Raw genomic sequence first — 20,704 nt, forward strand, 5'->3', positions numbered from 1 at the left:
ACGATGAGCACCCGGTCCACGGCGATCGCGCGTGGCGTCGTCATCCAGGTGCTGGCGAAGTTCTCGGCCCTCCCGCTGTCGATGGTGACGATCGCCATCGCGACCCGCTACCTCGGTTCGAACGGCTACGGCGTCATGGCCACCGCCGTCGTCTTCGCGCAGACGTTCGAGGCGTTCACCGAGCTCGGCGTAGGCACGATCGTCGTGCGGCGGGTGACCGGGCACGGCGGGAACCTCGAGCGCCTCGTCGGGATGAACGTCTCCTTCTCGACGCTGTACGCGCTGCCGCTGGCGATCGTCGCGGGCGTCGCGGGGGTCGGGGTCTACTGGGGCGACTGGCAGCAGCAGGCCGCGGTGCTCGTGCTCGCTGGCGGGCTGATCTTCACCACGATCTCCAGCTGCTACGAACCGGTCTTCGACATCAAGGTCCGGTACTCGTCGGCGGCCTCCGCGGAGTTCTTCTCGCGGATCCTGACGCTGTCCTCCGCGGCCGCCGTCGCCTACTTCGACCTGGGCCTGCTCGCGATGTGCGCCGTGCAGATCCTCCCCCAGGCGCTCCGGTTGGTCATCCAGTGGTGGGGCGCGCGGCGCCTGGCCGAGATCCGCTGGGTGGTCGACTGGCGGCGGATGGGCGGCCTGCTCAAGGAGGCCTTCCCGCTCACCGTCATCGCGGTCATCGCGGTGCTCTACTGGCGCGCGGACGGCCTCATCCTCTCCGTGCTCGCCCCGGCCGAGCAGGTCTCGGGCTACTACACGGCCCTGCAGATCGCCTTCACGCTGACGCTCATCTCGCAGGTCTTCGAGAGATCCGTGCTCTCGACGATCAACGAGACGTTCAACACCGACCGACCACGGTTCGCCCGGGCCGTCGACCAGGGCTACCGCTTCCTGCTGCTCGTCGGGGTACCGATCGCGGTGATCGGCTGGCCGCTGGCGCACCGCATGGCCGACATCGTCGGCGGCAAGGGCGGGGTCGGCGCGTTCGCTGGGCCACCGCTGCAGTTCTTCTTCATCGCGGTGGCGATGACGTTCCTGTCCGCGATCGTCTCCGACGGCCTCATCGCGGCCCACGAGCAGCGCTACCTGACGACGATGTCGACGATCAACCTCGTCGTGAACTGCGTCGGCAACGTCCTGCTCGTCCCCCACCTCGGCGCGGTGGCCTGCGGGATCATGCTCCTGGTCACCGAGACCATCGGCGTCACGATGTCGCAGTGGCGCCTGCGCCGGCACGGGGTGCACCCGCTCCCGTTCGGCTACCTGCTGCGGCTGCTGCCCGCGGGCGCGCTGGCGCTGGGCGCGATCTGGCTGACCTACGACCTGCCGCTGATCGTGCCGCTGGCGGCGGGCGGGATCGCCTACTTCGGCGGCGCCCTGCTCGTCGGGGCGATCCCGGCGAGCATGCGCAACGCGCTCCTCGGGGCCCTGCGCCCGCGCAGCCTCGACCGCATGGAGGCGGAGGCGGCCGCCGCGGCCGACCAGGAGGGCCTCGGCGTCGCGCCCTCGGGGCCCACGGTCGGGCCCTTCCCGGACCCGGGCGCGCTGGACGCGGAGACGACGGTGCTGCCCGAGATGGCGCGGGTGCCGGACTCCCGCGCCCCCGCGGACGCGCTCGACGCCGAGACCACCCAGCTGCGGCCCCAGGCGGTGGCCGCCGCCGGTCGCAGCGGTCGGCGCGACCAGGTGCCCGACGTCACGGACGTCCCGACCATGGAGCTCGACCTCGCGGCGCTCCAGACCATCCGGATGCGCCAGCAGGGCAAGTACGTCGACCTGCGGGTCATCCGACGGGGGTGATCCGGCGGGGTAGGAGCCGGGTCACCCGTCGCTGCGTGCCACGATGCGGCGACGCCGCGTCCACGCCCCGGACCGGCCGCTCGGGAAGGGGAGACGCACGAGGTGACCCGTGACCTGGCGGTGCTGATCGTGTCGTACCGGCGGGCGGACCTGCTCGAGGCCGCCCTGCGCAGCGTCGAGAAGCACCTGCCGGACACCCCGGTCCACGTCTGGGACAACGCCTCGTCGGGCTCGGAGCAGGTGCGCGAGCTCGCCCACGCGTGGCCGGAGGTCCACTGGACGTTCTCCGACACCAACGTCGGCTACATCACCGCGATGAACCAGCTCGCGGCGCAGGTGCCCGACGCGGACATGCTCCACCTCAACCCGGACGCCGAGCTGCTCGGGCCGCTCACGGCGGCCCGGGCCGCCCTCGCGCAGCCGCGGGTCGCGGCCGTCTCGCCGACGGTGGTCGACCCGGAGGGGCGGGAGCGGCCGTGGGACGTGGCGCACCGGGCGCCGTCGGTGCTGCGGACCCTGGCCGACGCCGCCGGATACGCCCGCCGGCTCAGCGACCACCGCTGGCTCTCGGGGCTCTCGGACCTCTACCCCCGCCCGCCGCACGAGGTGGACGGCTTCATGGCCGGCTGCTGCCTGCTGATCTCCCGCGAGGCCTGGACGGCGCTGGGTCCGTTCGACGAGCGGTTCTTCGTCTACGGCGAGGACGCGACCTGGCAGCCCTCGGCCCGCCGGGCCGGATGGCGGCTCCTGCTGGTGGACGACGACGGCCCGCAGGTCGTCCACACCCCCGCCGGGACCCAGACCGACGACCCCCTGACCGCGCAGCGCGGCACCGACCTGCTGAAGGCCTCCCAGATCATGTTCCTGGGCAACGCGCACAACCGCGGCCCCGGCACGGTGTTCTCGCTCGGCTCGGCGACCCTGGAGCGGGTGCAGCGCTCGAAGCGGTCCGTGCGCCGCACGCGGCTCACCCTCCAGCGCGACCGCGCCGCGGGCCGGCCCGGGGTCCTCGTGACGACCAACGACCTCGACCTCGGCGGCGCGGAGCGCCAGCGGGTGCTGCTGGCCAACGCCCTGGTCGACCGCGGCCACCCGGTCACCGTGGTGTGCCTGCAGGGACTCGGCCTCTACACCGCGGAGCTCGACCCGCGCGTGCGCCTCGAGTTCTCGCCGTGGTGGCAGCCGGTGGTGGACGTCGCCGGCGACGAGGCCGTCGTCGTCGGGGGCGTGACGAACACCGAGGTCGGCTTCGCGACGACGTGGCGGGCGCTGGGCCGCGGGAACCGCGGCCTCGGTGGGCAGCGGCGCTGGTGGATGCCGGCGACGCACGACCCCGCCGAGCTCGACCGCCCCACGTACTCCGGGGCGCTCGCCGCGGCCCTGCGCCGCGCCGACGGGCTGCTCGTCCTGTCCGCGCAGCACCACACCGACCTGACCCGCCACCAGCGGCTCACCGACCTCGTCCTGACCGCGCCGAACGGCATCCCGGCCGCCGACCCGCGGCCCTTCCGCCCGGCGGCCGACCCGGCGATGCCGGTGCGGTTCGCGATGCTGACCCGCCTCGTCGAGTACAAGAACCCGCTGCTGCTCATCGAGGCCCTCGACGCGCTGGACCGCGAGGACTGGACGCTCGACGTCTTCGGCGACGGGCCCGACCGCGACCGGCTCGTGGCGGCGACGCCCGCGCACCTGCGCGACCGCGTCCGCTGGCCGGGCCAGGTGGCCGGCCCCGACGCCGCGTTCGCCGAGACCGACGTGCTCTGCGTGCCGAGCGGCTTCGAGGCGTTCCCGCTCGTCATGGTCGAGGCGATGACCCGCGCGGTGCCGGTGATGGCGTCCGCGAGCGGGACGGTCCCGGAGATGCTCGACGACGGCGCGGCCGGCGTCGTGGTCCACCCGACCACCGTCGAGGCCTGGACCGCGGCCCTGCGCGGCGTCCTCGACGACCGCGACGGGCTCGCGGCCCTCGGCGAGGCCGGGCGGGTGCGGGCCCTCGCGCACTACACCGACGCCGCGATGGCCGACGCCTACCAGCAGGCCATCGCCCGCCTCGTCGGGCACTCCTTCCCGGGCGCCCCCGACGAGCCCGCCCGGGAGATCGGAGCCGCCCGATGAGGATCCTCTGGCTCTCGCCCTGGCTGCGGACGCTGACGCGGGTACAGGTCGACGCGCTCCGGGCCGCCGGGCACACCGCGCTCGTCGTCACGACCGACCAGCACTACGAGAAGGTCACCGCGCGGCCCGACGAGCGCGTCCTCGACCCGGCCATCAAGGACCCCCGGACGCTGCCCGCGCTGGCGCGGGTCACGGCCGAGGCCCGGCGGTTCGCGCCCGACGTCGTCGTGTCGGAGCTGATGCACGACCCGCGCTGGCTGCCGATGACGCGGCTCGCGCCGCTCGTGCAGGTCGTCCACGACGACCGGCCGCACGGCGCCGACGAGGAGCGGCCCTGGTACCGCGACGCCGTCCTCGACCACCAGACGCGCGCCGCGGCGGCCGTCGTCGCCCCCAGCGCCCACGTGGCGGCCGTCCTGTCCGCGCGCTTCGGGCGCCGGGTCGACGTCGTCCCGCTGACCTCCGACGTGCCGGAGTCGGACCTGCCGCCGGTCCCGGTGCCGGCCGCGGAGCGCCGCGACGTCGTGCTCCTCGGGCGGATGTCGCCCTACAAGAACGTCGACGTGGCGCTCCGGGCGTGGGCGGCGCACACGGCCTCGCCCTCCTACGCGGGCGACCGCCTGCTCCTGCTCGGCGACGGCCCCCTGGACCGGATGGCGCTGCCCGAGCACGTCGAGTGGCGGCGCGAGCGGTTCACCTACGCCGACGTGCTGCCGGTGCTGGCGCGGGCCAAGGCCTCGCTCGCGCACTACCGGCTCGCCACGCAGAGCGGCGTGCAGGTCCTCTCCATGCAGCTCGGTATCCCGACGGTCGTCTCCGACTCCGGCGGGCTCCCCGAGTTCGCGCCGCCCGACCTGCCCCCGCTCGGGATCGACGACGTCGAGGGCCTCACCGCGGTGCTCGGCAAGCTCGCCGACCCGGTGACCGCCGCGGGACTCGGGGCGTCGGCGCGGGAGCACTACGGGCGCCACTTCTCGGCCGACCTGGCGGCGTCGGCGTGGACCGAGGTCTTCACGCGGATGGGGCGGCGCTGACGCGGCGCGGTGTGGCTGGGGTCGGGCCGAGTGGGACACCAGGCAGGCCCACCGTCCGGTGGAGCTGCCCCACGTACTCCTGATCAGCGGCCTGGTCGGGCGCCGCTCGTCGTCCATGCGACGGATCCCGGGCCGGACACACCTCCGCCCGGCCCCGGACCCGCGAGGGCCCGGTGACCGGGCGGTGAGGCGGGGCGGGGGCTCAGCCGTCGCGGGAGCCGCGGTCGGTGTCGGTCGAGGCCGACGAGCCCACGCGGTTCGGGGCGCCGTTGGTGCGGGGCCGCGGTGTGGGGCTCGGGCCGCCCTTGCGGCGCATATCGACGGCGACCGTGTCGGCGTCGAGGCCACCCGGGCGCGCCGGGGGCGTCCCGCCCTTCGGGGCGGGCGTGCCGGCGGGGGTGCCCTTCGGCTTGATCGACACCGGCTTCCCGGGCGCGGGGAACCGCGGGGTCGGCGAGGCGGCGCCCGCCGTCCCGACGGTCGTGGTCGGGGCGTCCGAGCCGGCGGCCGAGGCCGACGAGGCGGCCGGGCCGGGCTTCGCGCCCGGGCTCGGCTTCGCGCCCGGGCTCGGCTTCGCGCCCGGGCTGGGCTTCGCGCCGGGGCTCGGCGCTCCGGTGCGGGACCCGTTCTGCGCGGAGCCGTTGCGGTTCGCCGCCGAGCCGTTCTGGGCCGAGCCGTTCTGGGCCGAGCCGCTCTGGGCCGAGCCGTTCTGGGCCGAGCCGTTCTGCGGGGATCCCTTCTGCGGCGGCCCGTTCTGCGCGGACGCATTCTGGGGCGAGCCGTTCTGCCCCGAGCCGGCCGACGCCGGGCTCTTGGGAGCCGGACCACCCTGCGACGGGCCACCCTGCGACGGACCACCCTGCGACGGGCCCTTGCCCGCGGCGGGGCCCGCCTGGCCCGAGCTCTTCGGCGCGGCGGCCCCCGGCGGCTTCGGCCCGGCCGGCTGTGCCGGGGAGCCGTTCTGCGCGGGCTTGGCGTTGGCGGGGCCGCCGGCGGCGGAACCGCCGCCCGAGGGCCCACCCGTGCTCCGCGCGGCGGCCGCACCCGCGGCACCCGCCGCACCCGCGGCAGCGCCGGCCGCCCCCGCGGCCTTCGCGGGTGCGGACGACGGACCACCCTTCGGCGCACCGGAGCTGCCCGGGCCGGGCGACGGACGGCCGTTCTGGCCCGACGGCGAGGGGCTCGGCTTCGCGGGCCCGGCGGCGGGCTGCGCGCCGGCCGAGCCGGAGGACCCGGAGCCGCTCTGCGGGGTCGGCGAGGAGGGGGTCGGCTTCTGCGCGCCGCCGGCGCCCCCGGAGGACGCGGGCTTCGGGCCCGGCTGCCCGTTCTGCTGTTGGGACCCCTGGCCGGGTCCCGAGCTCGCGGACTTCGCCGCGGCGGCGGCCGCTGCCGCCGCGCCGCCCGCGGTAGCGGCCGCGGCGGCGTCCTTGCCGGAGGTCCCGCCGGGCTTGCCGGCCTGCTGGCCCGACGACTGCCCCGGAGCGTTCGCGGGCTTCGGACCGCTCCCCTGCCCGGAGCCGGAGCCCGGGCCACCCTGGCCCGACCCGCCGGCGTTCGGTCCGGCACCGGACCCGCCCGCCGAGGCACCGGCCGACGCGGCGGCCGCCCCGGACGAGGAGCCCTCGCCGTCGCGCGCCACCCGCTGCGTGGCCTCCGACGACCCCGGACCGCCCGTTCCCAGCGAGCCCAGGGCGACGGGGGTGGTCGGCGTCGGGTCGATCGCGGGCCCGGGAGGCGGCGGCCCCATCGGGCGGGGCGGCGGGGGCAGTGGGCGTCCCGGCGGCGGGTAGTAGCCGGGCGGCGGCGCCATCATCGGGTTCGCGCCCGTGGGCGGTCCGACCACGCGGGGCGCGCTGCCCGGGTCGCTATTGATCCAGGAGCGCACCCGGCCCCAGAGACGGCGCAGGAACGGCGCGAAGAAGAGGGCCACCGCGAGCAGCACGAGCAGCAGCCCGACGACCGCGCCGACCAGCACGAACACCACCGCCGGCGGCATCGGCCGCTCGGTGGGCGTCGACGGGTCGGAGATGACCTGGGTGTTGACGCGCGGCGGCTGCCCCGGGGGCGTCTCGAGCGCGCCGATCGCCTGGGTGAAGGCCTGGGTCTCGGCCTGACCGGCCCGCACCGCGTCCTGGGGGCTCGAGCCCTTGACGCTCAGCGTGATGACGGTGGTGTCGCCGTCGATGCTGCCCGTGACCCGCTGCGCCAGGTCGGTGCTGTCGATGCCGAGCTGCCGGGCGGCGGGGACGACCACCTGGTCGCTCGACGCGAGCTGCGCGTACGTCGACATCCGCTGGTTGATGTACTGGTTGGTGTTGTAGGCGCTGTCCGACGAGTCCGAGGACCCGCCTCCGGAGATCAGCACCTGTGAGCTCGAGGTGTAGTCGGCCCCGGCGAGCCGGAGGTCGACGACGAGCCCGACGACGGCACCGAGCACGGCACCGAGCACGAGCACCCACCACGCCTTGCGCAGTGCGGACGACACGGTCATCGGTGAGCTCACTCCTCCATGGTGCCCGCGCGGGCCGCGGGCCTTCTCGGGGGGCTCGGTACGGGGCCGGACCGGGGTCGGCGATCGGGACCGGGACCGGGACCGCCCGCCCCGACCCCGGGGCGGCGTGGTGCGGGGGCGCCGGGCACGGGCCAGGGCGTCCACGTCGCGAAGGCCGACGCGGCCGCCATGAGCGTGACGACGATGATGATCGACGGCCGGTCCACGAGCATGGTCTGCAGGCTCGCCTGCGCCGCGAGGCACGCGATCCCCATGCCCAGGACCACGACCATCGGCGCGCCCGGTGTCCGGCGTCTCCACGAGGTCACGACCACGGAGAGCACGCGGACCCCGGCGAAGGCGTACGCGAGCAGGCCGAACACGCCCATGTAGAGCCAGATCCGCAGGTACTGGTTGTGGATGTAGGGCCGCGGGTCGACGACGGTGCGGCTGTGCTCGTCGTCGTAGGTGATGAGCTCGCCGCCGTAGTACTGGCCGACGCCGACGCCCAGCCACGGCTGTCTCTCGAGCGTCGCGTACGCGGCGGCGTTTTCCCGCAGCCGGTCCGGGAGGCTGTCCTCGCCGTACGCCTGCCCGGTCACGACACTGGAGGCGCGCAGGGCGATCTGCTTGGCCTGGCCGCCGGCCAGCCCGGTGAGGGCGATGCTGAAGCCGATCGCGCCGATGACGACGAGCACGGCCGCGCGCCGCACCAGGCCCTTGGGCCCGTGGGTGACGGCGGCGACGGCCACGATGAGCAGGACCAGCGGTGCCCAGGTGGACCGGTTGAAGCTCGCGGCCTCGTGCGCGATGCCGATGAGCAGCAGGCCCAGCCAGACCCACCGCGGCTTGCGCGGCATGAGCGCCGAGAGCAGCAGGACGAGCAGCGGGGCCCAGAGGTTCAGGGTCGGGCCGGAGAGCCGGGCGACGTCCGACGTCGACGAGCCGGTGATCACCGAGCTGCGCTCGTCGACCAGCAGCCGGCTCCAGCCCGCGGCCGCCGCGACCAGCACCACCGCGCTGCAGACGCCCGCGAGGTAGAGGAGCACGGACACCAGCTGGTGCGGGCGGCGGGCGAAGGCGAAGTAGACCGGGAAGAACGCCGCCACCATGAGCAGCGCCCGGTAGTTGTCGATCATCAGGCCGAACTCGCCGCCGAGCGCCAGCGCCGCGACCGCGCCGATGGTGGCCGCGACGAGGATCGCACCGGCCGGGCCCGCGAACACCGAGCGCGGGGCGAACCCGACGCTGCGTCCGCGCAGGGTCAGCAGCAGCGCGAGCAGCAGGGCGACCTCGAGCACCGTCGGGGTGACGGGTCCGAGCTTGACGACGTCGACCTTCTCCGGGAACACGCCGACGCCGGTGAACAGCAGGGCGACCGCGGACCAGCGCGGGTCGGCGGTCCGCCACGACCACACCGCCGCGGCCAGCACCGCGAACAGCGGGAACACCATGGAGCCGGTGATGCCGTACCCGGCGATCGCCACGGCGGCGACCCCGACGGTGATCTTGCCCTCGGGACGGCGGAGACCGGCCAGGAGCCCCCGCATCTCGTCGCCCATCACGGTGGCGTTGAGCTCGACCATCCGGCGCCGCGACCGCACGGTGTGCGGCGGGAGGTCGCGTGCCCAGCGCCCGGGGCGCAGCAGGGAGCAGGCCAGCAGCGACACGATGAACCCGGCGACGCCGCCGAGGACGCCCCACCAGCGCGCCTCCTGCACGCCGTGGTCGACCACCGGCCCGCCCGGGTTCACCAGGGTCCCGGCGATCTTCGACTGCTGGGTGCCGGGGTAGCGCTCGCTCGCGACGATGACGTCGATCGTCGCGCGCGCCGCGGTGGTCGCGTCGGCCGCGACCGTCGCCCGGTCGTTCGACGTGGCGGTGACCTGGAGGACCTCGGTGCCCGACAGGTGCTTGCCGGTGACGGTCACGGTGGCCGGGTCGAACGGGGTACCCCCGCCGGTCGCGGCGATCTGGACGGCGCGCTGCGCGACGGCCTCGCTGCCGGCGACGCCCTCCCAGCTGGTGATGCGGTCCTGCACGTACCGCGAGCCCTTCGCGATGTTGTCGTCCGTCGTCATCGTGTTGTTGAAGACGATCTCGGCGGTGCTCTGGTAGTGCCCCACCGTGCTGAGGAAGGCCGCGAAGGTGGCCAGCCCGGCGACGAGGGTGGTGACCACGACGACGAGGGCGGCGACCCGGACGTGCGAGGAGGGGCGTCGCGGGGGCGTGGGCGGATTCCCGCCCGGTCGGCCCGGACCACCGGGACCGGGCTGCGCGCCCGTCGCCCGGGGGGCCTCGACTGCCGTCATGCTGCCCATCCCATCGCTCGCTCGGGGCCATCCTGGTCGTCGCGCGTCCAGGCGCTGTCAGATCCTGCTCCCCGGTCCGGGGTCCTCATCGGATCCCGGGCCTCCACGGTCCCCACGGACGACCACCCGCCCCGGGAGTCTAGGGCGGCCGTCCGACGGCCGAGGCACCCGCCGTCGTCGGGAGCAGTCCCGCCCGTCCACCACAAGACGCCGCGCCGCGTGGCGCGGTGCGCCCCGAGTGAGACGTGCCTCAGCTCACGCCCGTCTCATGGACGGGGTCCGCGACCTTCACCACCGGGTCGACGACGACCCAGCGCCCGCCCGACGATTCCACCTCCGGCATGCGGGAACGCATCTCGCCGAGCAGGTCGGTGACGAACAGGACCACCTCGTCCGGGCGGCGCCGGACGACCTCGTCGGGCGCCACGATCGGCACGCCGACGCCGGGGAAGCGCCTGCCCTGCTTGCCCGGGGAGCCGTCCGCGACGGCGGGCAGCAGGTCGGGGCCGATGCGGGCCCGGTTGAGCAGCGGCACGGCCCGCGAGGCCGCCGCGTACCCGATCACCGACCGGCCCGCCTCCGCGCCCTCGGCGAGGTGCGCGCGGAGCGCGTCGGCGCTGGCGGCGGTGGCCGCATCGAGCCCCGCGACCACGGCGGGGTCGAGCACACCGGCTTCGAGCTCGCGGGTGACGAGCCCCTCGACCGACGGCACGTCGGCGGGGCCCGGCACCCCGCTCCGGCGCGCGGCGAGGAGCACGGTGCCGCCGTAGAGGTCGAACCAGAAGGCGTGGGTGGCCTCGAAGCCGACGGCCGCGAGCATGCGCACCAGCACCGGCGTGGAGTAGTAGGCGAAGTGGCCGTGCCGCAGCGCGTTCCACCCGCCGTCGGCGACGATCGCGGCGAGGCTGTGGAACTGCAGCAGCAGCGTGCCGCCCGGCGCGGTCGCGGCCGCCCGCTCGGCGAGCCCGGCCGTCTGGTCGGCGGCGTGCATCAGCCCGAAGCAGTCGACGACGACGTCGGCCGGCTCGCTCGACGGGGCCTCGGTGAGCCCGACGGCCGCGAGCAGGTCCAGCCACGACCCGCCGTGCGGGCTGCCGAACTCGGTGACGGTGCGCCGTGGCGCACCGTCCGGTCCGGCGAGCAGGCCCGCGGCCTGCACCCGGGCGACGGCGTCGCGGGCCTGCTCGACCATCGCGGCCGGCTCGGCGCCGCGCGGCTCCTCGGGCGTCGTGGGGTCCTCCGCGAGGTTCCCCAGCCCGCACTGCGCGCACAGCCACATCCGGAGCGGGTGCACCGGGTCGGGGCCCGGGTCGTCCGCGGCGGGGAAGTGGTCGGCCGCGGGCTGGTCACCGAGGTCGAGGACGACGCTGCCGTCGGTGCTCCCGCACCAGCGGCAGGTCACGGGCTGGGGGCTCGGCACGGGTCGGGGTCCTCTCGGGCGGTGGTGGGAGGCTTGCGGGCATGGAGGTTCGCACGAGCGCGATCGACGGTGTCCTGGTGTTCGTCCCCACCCCGCACCGCGACGACCGGGGACTGTTCACCCGCACGTTCGACACCGCGATCGCCGCCGAGCACGGCGTCGACCTCGGGCCGGTCGCGCAGGACAGCCAGTCCCGGTCGCGGGCCGGGACGATCCGGGGCATGCACGGCCGCCGCGGAGCCGGCGAGGCGAAGCTGGTGCGGGTGGCGCACGGCGCGGTCCACGACGTCCTCGTCGACGCCCGGCCGACGTCGCCGACGTTCGGCACCGTGGCGGGCTTCCGGCTCGACGACGTCGACTTCCACCACCTCTACGTGCCCGCCGGCCTGCTGCACGGGTTCCAGGCCCTCACCGACGCCGACGTCTGCTACCGGATCGACACCCCGCACGCGCCGGGCGAGGACGTCGGGGTGGCGTACGACGACCCGGACCTCGCGATCTCCTGGCCCCTCGAGGTCACCGCGATCTCCGAGCGCGACCGGACGGCGGGCTCCTGGAAGGACCTGCGGGCCCAGCTCGGCGCCTGACCCGACGCCGCGAGGGGAGGATCCGGCCGCTCTTGTCGACCGAGGGTTCCCCGCGCGCGGCGGGCCGTCAGGAGACCGGGCGCAGCGTGGCGTCGAGCGTCCCCGCCGCCTGGCGGTGGGCCAGCACCGCGAGGCGGGTGAAGCGCTGGTCGAACGCCTCCTGGGTGAGTCCGCGCTCCCGGTACTCCCGCAGCAGCTCGGCGGCGCCGTCGGCCACCGACCACGCGCACCGGAACTCGGGCAGCATCTTCTCGATCTTGGTGAAGTCCACGCGGTAGGAGCGCGGGTCGCCGCCGGTCTCGCCGGTGACCAGCAGCTCCGCCTCCGGTACGACGACCTTGACGGCCTCGGCGATGTCGCGGACCTGCACGTTGTTCTCGGTGCTCCCGACGTTGAACGCCTGCCCGCGCACGACGTCGGCCGGCGCCTCCATGGCGGTGATCGCGGCGGAGACGATGTCGCGGCCGTGGCAGAGCGGGCGCCACGGGGTGCCGTCGCTCATCACCTTGATGACCCCGGAGAGCACCGCGTGCCCGACGAGGTTGTTCAGCACGATGTCGGCGCGCAGTCGCGGCGAGAAGCCGAACGCGGTGGCGTTGCGCATCGACACCGGCACGAAGTCGTCGTCGGCCAGGTCGACCAGGTCGGCCTCCACCCGCACCTTCGACTCCGCGTACGGCGTCACCGGCTTCATCGGCGCGTGCTCGTCGAGGATGTCGTCGGTGCCCGAGGCGCCGTAGACCGAGCACGTCGAGGCGTAGACGAAGCGCCCGACCCCGGCCTCCTTGGCCAGGCGGGCGAGACGCGTCGAGGCGTGGTGGTTGATGTCGTAGGTGTGCTCGGGGGCGAGGGAGCCGAGCGGGTCGTTCGACAGCGCCGCCAGGTGGATCACCGCGTCGAACCCGCGGAGCGCCTCCACGGTGACGTCGCGCAGGTCGACCTCGAGCGCCGGCGGGTCGGGCTGCTCGAGCGACCCGAGGACGCAGTCGGCGTAGAGGCCGGAGTCCAGCCCGGTGACCTCGTGGCCGGCGGCGGCCAGCATCGGCGTGGCGAGCGTGCCCAGGTACCCCTGGTGGCCGGTGAGCAGGACGCGCATGGCGCGGTCTCCCTTCGTCGTGGGCGGTACCAGCGTGGCTCAGGCCGGTGCACCCACGAGCAGGCGGGTCGGGTGGAAGCCCTCGGCGTAGCGGCGGCCGGCCTGGACCCCGCGGATCCGCGCGAGACCGCGGAAGGCCTCGTCGTCGAACCAGGTCCGGCCGGTCTGCGAGGGGTAGTGCGCGTGGAGCAGCCGGATCTTCTCGTCGACGACGTCGGGCTCCAGCGGCCAGAGCACGGCCGGCTGGGCCAGGTCGGGCTCGGCCTTGAGGATCTCGTAGCCGAGCGCGAGGTGGTCGCGGAAGACGGTGGGGACGAGGCGGGCCAGCTCCCGGTGGTCCTGGTGGTCGTCGCCGCGGTGGCCCGCCAGCACGAGGTCGGGCTCGCAGGTCCGCCGGAACGCCTCGAGCGCCTCCTTGGCCCACTCCCAGTGGGTGGGCAGGCGGCCGTCGGGCATGTCGAGCACCGTCACCTCGAGGTCCGCGCCCGGGCAGAACGCCGCCAGCGCGGCGCGTTCCTCGGCCTCGCGCGGGGTGCCGCCGCCGGCGAGCACCAGCGCCCGCACGCGCAGCCCGGGCCGGGCCCGGCACAGGGTCAGCACGGTGCCGCCGGCCCCGATGGGGATGTCGTCGCAGTGCGCGCCGAGCAGGACCAGCTCGTCGAGCCGGGCCGGGACGAGGGCGTGCATCAGCTCAGCAGCTGCTGCTCGACGAGCCGCTCCAGCGGGGCCACGTCGGGCTTCTGCTCCCAGAGCATCCACGGGCGGGTACCGGCGCGGAACGACGCCTCGAGCTCGTTGCGCTCCTTGAGCGTGTCCGCGGGCTGCCAGAAGCCCTCGTGCGGGTAGCCCAGGAGCTTGCCCTCCTTGGCGAGGGCGGTGCAGGCGTCGCCGACGAGGTCGCCGCCCTCGGGGATCCGGTCGATGACCGACGGGCGCAGCACGAAGTAGCCGCCGTTCTCGCGGACGCCCATGTCCGTGACCGGGTGGATCGAGGTGATCCGGTCGTCCGGGCCCGGCTCCACGATGTGGAACACCGCGGTCGGCGACACCGCGAGCAGCGCGGCCTCGGCGTCGGAGGCGGTGAACCGCTTGACCATGTCGTCGAGGGGGGCGTCGGTGAGGACGTCGGCGTAGTTGGCGAGGAACATCTCGTCGCCGTCCACGAGGTGGCGCACCCGGCGCAGCCGCTCACCGATCGGCGACTCGAGGCCGGTGTGGACGAAGTGGATCGTCCAGTCGCCGATGTCCGAGCCGTTGAGCTGGATCTCGCCCTGGCGCAGGACGAAGTCGTTCGACTCGGTCTCGCGGTAGTTGAGGAAGTAGTTCTTGATGTGGTGCGCGCCGTAGCCCAGGCACAGGACGAACTCCTTGTGCCCGAAGTGCGCGTAGTACCGCATCACGTGCCAGATCAGCGGCCGCGGGCCGACCATCTGCATGGGCTTGGGGACGTCGGAGTCCCCCTCGCGCATGCGCATGCCGAAACCACCGCAGAACAGGACGACCTTCACGCCGGATTCCTCACACCATGGGGGACGGGGTCACCGCGCGGCCGTCGCCGCGGGCGAGCCCCCGACGACCGTCCCCGTCGCGGGGTCGACGATCTCGAGGGTCGGGATCGGGAAGACGAGCCGCCCGCCCCACGCGGCCACCGGGGCGAGCTGGGCGGTGATCTCGTCGCGCAGGTTCCACGGCAGCACGAGCACGTGGTCCGGCCGGTCGGCGTCGATGCGCTCCGGCGGGTGGATCGGGATCCGCGTCCCCGGGGTGTAGCGGCCGTGCTTGTAGGGGTTGCGGTCCACCGTGTACGCGAGCAGGTCGGGCCGGATGCCGCAGTAGTTCAGCAGCGTGTTGCCCTTGCCCGGCGCGCCGTACCCGACGACGGTCTCGCCGCGGTCGGCCGCGTCGATGAGGAAGCGCACGAGGTCGTTGCGGATGCGCGAGACGTCGCGGGCGAACCCGGCGTGGCCCTCGACGGTGTCCAGCCCGGCGGCGGCCTCGCGGGCCAGCACGTCGGCGACGGCGGGCGACGCGGGCTCGTGCAGCCCGCTCGGCCGCGCCCACAGCCGGATCGAGCCGCCGTGGGTGGGCACCAGCTCGACGTCGACGAGGTCCAGCCCGCCGGTGGCGAGGGCCCGGATCGCCGTGCCGACCGTGTAGTACTGGAAGTGCTCGTGGTAGATCGTGTCGAACTGGCCCAGCTGCACCAGCGTGAGCAGGTGCTGCACCTCGATCGACACCCAGCCGTCGTCGGCGACCATGGCGCGCAGGCCCCGGGTGAAGCCGACGACGTCGGGGATGTGCGCGTAGACGTTGTTCGCGACGACGAGGTCGGCCGGCCCGTGCTCGGCGCGCACCGCCGCCCCGGTCTCCTCGGAGAGGAACGCGGTGACGGTCGGGACGCCCTTGGCGCGGGCGGCGTCGCCGACGTTGACGCTGGGCTCGACCCCGAGCGCGCGCATGCCGTCGGCGACCACGTGCTGGAGGAGGTAGCCGTCGTTGCTGGCGGCCTCGACGACGAGCGAGTCCGCCGTCAGCCCGGCGCGCTTCGTCGCTGCGGTGACGAACCGGCGCGCGTGCTCCACCCACGAGGTCGAGAACGACGAGAAGTAGGCGTACTCGGTGAACGTCTCGTCGGGGTCGATCAGCGGCGGCAGCTGCACCAGCAGGCAGTTCCGGCAGACCCGTGGGTGCAGCGGGAACGTCGGCTCCGGGGCCTCGAGGGCGTCGGCGGTGAGGAAGAGCTCGCAGGGTGGCGTGGCCCCGAGGTCGACGAAGCTCTCGAGCTCGACCGACCCGCAGAGCCGGCAGGTCAGCGGGGGCGCTCCGGCCATCAGCAGCCTCCCGTCGCTTCGCTCGCCCCCATCAGTAGGCCCCGTCGCCGCGGAAGACGGCCGACACCGTCTTCCACAGGATGACCAGGTCCATGGCGGGCGACCAGTTCTCCACGTAGCGCAGGTCCAACCGGACCGACTCCTCCCACGACAGATCCGAGCGGCCGCTGACCTGCCACAGACCCGTCATGCCCGGCCGCACCAGGAACTTGCGCTTGGCGGCGTCGGAGTAGGCGTCGACCTCTCCGGGCAGCGGCGGGCGGGGCCCGACCAGCGACATCGAGCCCCCGACGACGTTGAACAGCTGCGGGAGCTCGTCCAGAGAGTAGCGGCGCAGCAGCGAGCCGATGCGGGTCACCCGGGGGTCGCGGCGCAGCTTGAACAGCGGGCCGGACCCGTCGTTGCCGGTCGCGACCAGACCGTCGCGCAGCCGGTCGGCGTTCGGCACCATCGAGCGGAACTTGACCATCTCGAAGGTCCGGCCGCGCTGCCCGACGCGGGTCTGCCGGTAGAACACCGGGCCGCCGTCGAGCTTGACGAACAGCGCGACCAGCAGGAACACCGGCGCGAGGCAGAGCACGAGCGTCGCCGAGGCGACGCGGTCGAAGAGCAGCTTCCCGATGCGCGGGACGCCGGACAGGCGCGGCTCGGTGAGGCGCAGCAGCGGCAGCCCGTCGACCGGGGCGACGTGCAGGCGGGGCCCCGCGACCTCCATGAGGCCGGGGTCGACGACGAGCTCGGAGCCGGTGCCCTCGAGGTCCCAGGCCAGGCGGTGCAGGCGCTTCGGGCTCCAGCCCGGGGTGGGCGCCACGGCGACGACGCCGAAGCGGCCGCTGCGCACGCTGGAGGGCAGCGAGTCGAGGTCGCCGAGCACCGGCACGCCGGCCACGTGGCCCTGACCGTCCTCGCCGAGGCCGGTCGGGGTGCAGGCGCCGGTGACGACCCAGCCGATGTGCGGGACGCGGCGGGTGCGCTCGATGAGGTCGCGCACGGACTCCTCGGTGCCGATCGCGAGGACCGGCAGCAGACCCCGGCCGCGCTTGCGGGCCTGGTGCAGCCAGCGGCGCAGCGTGTAGCGGCCGGCCATCGACAGCAGCCCGGCCACGGGCAGGATGCCGAACACCCACGGCCGCACGCCGGTGCGCTCGAGCACGAGGCCGGCGAGGGCGAGCACGATCGCCGCGCTGACGTACGCGCGCATCAGCCGGCTCCACTCCTCGGAGCCCTGGCCGAGCACGCGCGGGTCCCAGGCGCGGGCGGCGCCGATGGCGATCGGCACCAGCAGCATGCAGACGAGGGCGAGGCCCCAGGGGTTGGTCCCGTCGTCGCCGCTGCCGGCCCCGAAGCCGATGAGCGCGCCCAGCAGGGCGCAGACCGCGAGGACGAGCAGGTCGGACGCGGCGACGGCGAGCGCGAACTTGGACTGCCAGCTCGTCGCGACGGCGACGCTGCCGGGCTGGCCCGGGCCCTCGTCGTCCCAGATCCGGATGAAGCCCGGCGCGGTGGGGTCCGGGTCGACGAACGGGGCCGCGTCGGCCTCCGGGGCGCGCCCGGCCGGGGTGCCCGGCGTCGCGGGCGGTACCGAGGCGCGCGACGGGGCCGGCCCGCCGTGCGCCGGGATCTCGCCGGTGTCGCCCGGGTCGGTCCTGCCCTCGAGCTCGGTGCCGCTCACGCGTTCGCCCCTGTTCTGAGCGCTCCGGCGACGTGGCCCTGGGGCCGCGTCCCGGACGCCCGACGTCGCTCGTCGCCCGTACGCGGCAGTGGTCCGGGACGGCTCACGTGCCGCGGAGGGATCTCCGCGGGCCCGGTCGCAGCTCGGTCGACCACTGCCACCTCCCCTCGTACGGCGTCCGCCCGGCGGCGGATCGGCTTCTCCACCACGTTGGACGCGTGCGTCGCGGGCAGGTTGCGTGCCGGTCACGGGTGACACGCAGCACGGCCCCGCCACACGCGCATCCGCCGCACATCCCGACGACGTCCAACGAGGTCGCCGTCACACGGTCACGGGCCGTCCCGGGGGCGCCGGCCCGCCGCCGGGGGTTCGTGCAGGTCGGGGCGCCGGGCGGGCGTCATGTCACCATGGTCGGCAGCGGGACCACCCGCGATCCGCCGTGGTGTAAGGGCAACACCTCGGATTTTGGTTCCGATGATCCAGGTTCGAATCCTGGCGGCGGAGCTCGCCGGCGGCCCGGGGGGAGAGGTCGGTCGGTGGCCAGGGTGCTCGCGGCCGGGGCGGTCGTCCGGGACGCCGCGGGGCGGCTGCTGCTCGTGCAGCGCGGCCACGACCCCGAGGCGGGGCGCTGGACGCTGCCGGGGGGCCGGGTCGAGGCCGGGGAGTCCCCGGCGGAGGCGGTGGTCCGCGAGGTCGCCGAGGAGACCGGGCTCGAGGTGGTGGTCGGCCGCGAGTGGCTGGTGCTCGAACGCCCCGCCGGCGCGGCCTCGGTGTTCGAGATCCACGACTTCGTCGCGGAGCCCGTCGGCGGTCATCTGCGTGCCGGGGACGACGCCGCGGACGCCGGCTGGTTCACCCCCGACGAGCTCGTCGCGCTGCCGCTGACGACGGGGCTGCTCGGTCACCTCGAGACGGCCGGGTTCGTGCCGCCCGCGACGACGCTGCGTGGTCGTCCGGAGGCGCACGGTGAGTCCGCCCCATGACCGCGCCATCCCGTTTACGCTGGGGGGATGACCGCGGCTGAGGTGACCCCGAGCAGCCAGCCCTTCACGATCGACGGGCAGCTGTGCTTCGCGCTGCACTCGGCGTCCCGGGCCATGACGGCCTGTTACCGGCAGGGGCTCGAGGAGCTGGGGCTCACCTACAGCCAGTACGCCGTGATGCTCGTCCTCTGGCAGCAGGACGCCGTGTCCATGGGGTCGCTCTGCGAGCAGCTCCACCTCGACTCCGGGACCCTCTCGCCGCTGCTCAAGCGCCTGGAGAAGCAGGGCCGGGTCACCCGCCGACGCCGCCCCGAGGACGAGCGGACCCTCGAGATCGCCTGTACCGAGCAGGGTCGGGCGCTGCGGGAGCGGGCGCGGGGCGTGCAGCGGGACGTCGAGCTCGCCACCGGGATGGACGGCCCCGAGATCACCGCGCTGCGCGACCAGCTCGCCGGGCTCGCCGAGCGGCTGCGCACCGCGACCGCGCTCGGCGAGGGCCGGCTCTGAGGCATCCCGACGCCGCCGAGGACTTGCCCGGCAGTCCGATTGAGAGCAATCTGATCGGGCACGACACCCGATCCTCCGGACCGGGCCGTCCCCACCTCGCGCCGGGAGCCACCGCCGATGACCCCACCGAGGTGTCGGCGCCCTCCCGCCGCCCGCGCCGCGGCGGCGTCGTGCGCGGTGTGCGGGCGGCCGGTGGCGCCGGACGCCGACGGGACGGTCCGGATCGTCGGGCTGGCGCCGCGCGAGGCGCCGCGGCTGTGGGTGTGGGGGCCGGCGGTGGTGCACGACGAATGCCGGTACGACGTCCGCACTCCCCTGGACGACAGCACCGGTTACCTGCCGGTGGAGCAGCGAATACCGACGACTGGTCCTGCTGCGACGTCGCGAGGAGCCGGCTCCGCCGACTGAACCAGCCCCGACGGGTTTGCCTCCCCCGGGGCAGGGGAACATGGCGAGGTCATCTCGTCGTCGTGTCCGGGAGCGGGTGTCCGTGAGTCCTCACGCTGCGCTCGACCTCGTCGCCGAGGCCGCTCCTCCCCGCGTGGGGGCCTTCCGCCGCTCGCTGCGGCGGTGGCTGGGCGACGCCCTGGAGGCGCGGCAGACGGCGACGGGCGAGGCACCGGACCTGGACGACGAACTCGAGGACCTCGCCGACGACCTCGTGCTCGCGACCAGCGAGGCCCTGGAGAACGTGGTCGACCACGCGTTCGCCGACGCGACGAACCCCGGGACGATGACGCTGCGTGCCGACCTCGTCGACGACGTGGTCACGATCGTGGTCGCCGACGACGGCCGATGGCGCGAGCCGACGACCGGCCCGACCTCCCGCGGACGCGGCCTCACCCTGATGGAGAGCCTCACCGAGGTCGAGGTGGACCACGGACGCACGGGCACGACGGTGACCATGCGCCGCCCGCTGCCCGTGAACGACCGCCGCAGCGCCCAGGCCTGACGCGGGCGCGACCCGGCCCCGGGTCAGGACCTCCCCGGGGTCAGGACCTCCCGGGGTCAGGACGCGGCGCGGAACCGCTGGGTCGGTGCCTCCGCGAGGACGTCGCCGGCGGGCTCCGACGGACCCGTCGCGACGACGTCCCCGACCGCGCCGTCCCCGACCGCGCCCTCCTCGTCGCCCAGCTCCGCGAACGCGTCGACCACCAGGGCCGTCGGGGGCACCACGGCGGCGACGACGCCGAGGGCGCCGAGCACGTCGGTCGGGTAGTGGTAGCCGCGGCCGACCAGGCACACCCCCACCACCACGACGAGCAGGCCGAGGGCCGCGGCGACCGCCCGCCGCAGCCGCACGGCGACGGCGGGCGTCGTGAGCACGAGGATCGCGGCCGTCGCCGCGAGCGAGGCGACCGCGGTGGTGTGGCCGCTCGGGAAGGCCAGCTCGTGGCCCCGGGTGCGCGCGACGATCGGCTTGAGCACCAGTGAGGTGGTGATCATCGCGGCGCCGGGCGCCACGAGCGCCACGGCGAGCCCGCGGCCGCGGCGCCACCACCACCCCGCCGCGGCGAGCGCCGCCATCAGCACCGCCACGGGCACCGGGTCCCCCAGGTCGGAGAACGCCTCGCCGAGGACCGCGACGGGACCGTGGTGCATCGGCACGAGGGCGGCGAGGGTGCCGTCGAGACGCCCGGTGTGAGCGGTCCCCGCGTACCGCACGGCGAGCAGGACGACCAGCGCCGCGCCGGTCAGGACGACCGGGAGGACGAGGCGGCGTCGCGGCCGCGGGACGAGCGGGTCGGCTCCTCGGCCGCGCGTGTCCTCGACTGCTCCCACCGGCGTACCTCCCGACCCGCGACCCGACCCCGAGGGGGCCGCCCGCATCCGCATGTGCAGAATCCCCGTGACGCCCA

16 protein-coding genes and 1 tRNA gene are annotated in these 20,704 nt (G+C 75.1%); 8 read left to right on the forward strand and 9 right to left on the reverse strand.

Features of this window, described 5'->3' with window-relative positions; all coding sequences use genetic code 11:
- Window positions 1–3 precede the first annotated feature (3 nt).
- The 3 genes from HH311_RS22470 (at window position 4) to HH311_RS22480 (ending at window position 4,946) form a co-directional block, all read left to right on the forward strand.
- Window positions 4–1,797, forward strand: a complete 1,794-nt coding sequence (locus HH311_RS22470) for a flippase (RefSeq protein WP_169185923.1) — start codon at window positions 4–6, stop codon at window positions 1,795–1,797.
- Between the two features lie 102 nt (window positions 1,798–1,899).
- Window positions 1,900–3,912 (forward strand): glycosyltransferase, encoded by a 2,013-nt coding sequence (locus HH311_RS22475; RefSeq protein WP_312030329.1) that lies wholly within the window; start codon window positions 1,900–1,902, stop codon window positions 3,910–3,912.
- Window positions 3,909–4,946, forward strand: coding sequence for a glycosyltransferase family 4 protein (locus HH311_RS22480; RefSeq protein ID WP_211190636.1), 1,038 nt, complete (start codon window positions 3,909–3,911; stop codon window positions 4,944–4,946). Before HH311_RS22475 ends, HH311_RS22480 begins: the two co-directional genes overlap by 4 nt.
- Before the next feature lie 202 nt (window positions 4,947–5,148).
- On the opposite strand, the gene HH311_RS22485 is transcribed toward HH311_RS22480, so the two are convergent.
- The 3 genes from HH311_RS22485 to HH311_RS33520 all read right to left on the reverse strand — a co-directional run bounded on the left by HH311_RS22485 (window position 5,149) and on the right by HH311_RS33520 (window position 11,169).
- The gene (locus HH311_RS22485; RefSeq protein ID WP_169185924.1) at window positions 5,149–7,437 is read right to left on the reverse strand and encodes a YveK family protein; all 2,289 of its coding nucleotides are present in this window, start codon (window positions 7,435–7,437) and stop codon (window positions 5,149–5,151) included.
- 8 nt (window positions 7,438–7,445) lie between these two features.
- A complete protein-coding gene (locus tag HH311_RS22490) occupies window positions 7,446–9,749 on the reverse strand; it encodes an O-antigen ligase (protein WP_169185925.1) in 2,304 nt (767 codons plus the stop codon).
- Window positions 9,750–9,999: 250 nt separating this feature from the next.
- On the reverse strand, window positions 10,000–11,169 hold the full coding sequence (locus tag HH311_RS33520; protein WP_169185926.1) for a class I SAM-dependent methyltransferase: 1,170 nt from the start codon (window positions 11,167–11,169) through the stop codon (window positions 10,000–10,002).
- Between the two features lie 41 nt (window positions 11,170–11,210).
- Here HH311_RS33520 and HH311_RS22500 point away from each other — a divergent pair, with 41 nt between their 5' ends.
- Window positions 11,211–11,756, forward strand: a complete 546-nt coding sequence (locus HH311_RS22500) for a dTDP-4-dehydrorhamnose 3,5-epimerase family protein (protein ID WP_169185927.1) — start codon at window positions 11,211–11,213, stop codon at window positions 11,754–11,756.
- 67 nt (window positions 11,757–11,823) lie between these two features.
- Here HH311_RS22500 and HH311_RS22505 read toward each other — a convergent pair whose 3' ends face one another.
- From HH311_RS22505 to HH311_RS22525, 5 genes are read right to left on the reverse strand one after another with little or no spacing between them, the layout of a single operon-like run.
- Complete coding sequence (locus HH311_RS22505) at window positions 11,824–12,852, reverse strand: NAD(P)-dependent oxidoreductase (protein WP_169185928.1); 1,029 nt, start codon at window positions 12,850–12,852, stop codon at window positions 11,824–11,826.
- A 39-nt stretch (window positions 12,853–12,891) separates the two neighbouring features.
- Window positions 12,892–13,539, reverse strand: coding sequence for a PIG-L deacetylase family protein (locus HH311_RS22510; protein ID WP_169185929.1), 648 nt, complete (start codon window positions 13,537–13,539; stop codon window positions 12,892–12,894).
- Window positions 13,539–14,360 carry a glucose-1-phosphate cytidylyltransferase gene (locus HH311_RS22515; RefSeq protein ID WP_169185930.1) on the reverse strand — a complete coding sequence of 274 codons (822 nt, stop codon included), beginning with the start codon at window positions 14,358–14,360 and terminating at the stop codon, window positions 13,539–13,541. The genes HH311_RS22510 and HH311_RS22515 overlap by 1 nt, the downstream gene beginning before the upstream one ends.
- Window positions 14,361–14,390: 30 nt before the next feature.
- The gene (locus tag HH311_RS22520; RefSeq protein WP_211190637.1) at window positions 14,391–15,683 is read right to left on the reverse strand and encodes a class I SAM-dependent methyltransferase; all 1,293 of its coding nucleotides are present in this window, start codon (window positions 15,681–15,683) and stop codon (window positions 14,391–14,393) included.
- A gap of 31 nt (window positions 15,684–15,714) precedes the next feature.
- Window positions 15,715–17,355 (reverse strand): sugar transferase, encoded by a 1,641-nt coding sequence (locus tag HH311_RS22525; protein ID WP_169185931.1) that lies wholly within the window; start codon window positions 17,353–17,355, stop codon window positions 15,715–15,717.
- Between the two features lie 433 nt (window positions 17,356–17,788).
- Here HH311_RS22525 and HH311_RS22530 point away from each other — a divergent pair.
- The 4 genes from HH311_RS22530 (at window position 17,789) to HH311_RS22545 (ending at window position 19,797) form a co-directional block, all read left to right on the forward strand.
- Window positions 17,789–17,859, forward strand: a tRNA-Gln gene (locus HH311_RS22530).
- A gap of 32 nt (window positions 17,860–17,891) precedes the next feature.
- On the forward strand, window positions 17,892–18,338 hold the full coding sequence (locus HH311_RS22535) for an NUDIX domain-containing protein (protein ID WP_312030330.1): 447 nt from the start codon (window positions 17,892–17,894) through the stop codon (window positions 18,336–18,338).
- Window positions 18,339–18,365: 27 nt separating this feature from the next.
- Entirely contained in the window at window positions 18,366–18,845 is a 480-nt protein-coding gene (locus tag HH311_RS22540) for a MarR family winged helix-turn-helix transcriptional regulator (RefSeq protein ID WP_169185932.1), read from the forward strand.
- 490 nt (window positions 18,846–19,335) lie between these two features.
- Complete coding sequence (locus HH311_RS22545; protein ID WP_169185933.1) at window positions 19,336–19,797, forward strand: ATP-binding protein; 462 nt, start codon at window positions 19,336–19,338, stop codon at window positions 19,795–19,797.
- Window positions 19,798–19,853: 56 nt separating this feature from the next.
- Here the strand turns inward: HH311_RS22545 and HH311_RS22550 are convergent, their stop codons facing one another.
- A complete protein-coding gene (locus HH311_RS22550; RefSeq protein ID WP_169185934.1) occupies window positions 19,854–20,627 on the reverse strand; it encodes a phosphatase PAP2 family protein in 774 nt (257 codons plus the stop codon).
- Window positions 20,628–20,704: the final 77 nt, after the last annotated feature.

The sequence above is a fragment of the Actinomycetospora sp. TBRC 11914 genome, assembly GCF_012933465.1.
Classification (GTDB): Bacteria; Actinomycetota; Actinomycetes; order Mycobacteriales; family Pseudonocardiaceae; genus Actinomycetospora.